Origin of the sequence: Ewingella sp. S1.OA.A_B6, assembly GCF_049889095.1 — a bacterium.
In the GTDB taxonomy this organism is placed as follows: Bacteria; Pseudomonadota; Gammaproteobacteria; order Enterobacterales; family Enterobacteriaceae; genus Ewingella.
Window position 1 is genome coordinate 1 of record NZ_JBLJFK010000039.1, and the last position, 396, is coordinate 396.

Annotated in this window: 1 tRNA gene and 2 rRNA genes; all 3 read right to left on the bottom strand. The window is 56.6% G+C overall.

The annotated features are described in order from the left end of the window. Positions 1–116 (bottom strand): 5S ribosomal RNA (gene rrf / locus ACMV8I_RS21365). 37 nt (positions 117–153) lie between these two features. Then, positions 154–229 (bottom strand) — tRNA-Thr (locus ACMV8I_RS21370). A 51-nt stretch (positions 230–280) separates the two neighbouring features. Beyond that, positions 281–396, bottom strand: a 5S ribosomal RNA gene (gene rrf, locus ACMV8I_RS21375).

Here is a 396-nt window from a genome sequence, read left to right on the forward strand (position 1 = left end):
GCCTGGCAGTTCCCTACTCTCGCATGGGGAGACCCCACACTACCATCGGCGCTACGGCGTTTCACTTCTGAGTTCGGCATGGGGTCAGGTGGGACCACCGCGCTAGTGCCGCCAGGCAAATTCTGTTAATTTACCGAACTCTACGCTTATTACTGGTGCTGATACCCAGAGTCGAACTGGGGACCTCACCCTTACCAAGGGTGCGCTCTACCAACTGAGCCATATCAGCACGCTTATTCTTCTGATAGCTTGCTACTTAGGCAAACCCTACTTATTTGATGCCTGGCAGTTCCCTACTCTCGCATGGGGAGACCCCACACTACCATCGGCGCTACGGCGTTTCACTTCTGAGTTCGGCATGGGGTCAGGTGGGACCACCGCGCTAGTGCCGCCAGG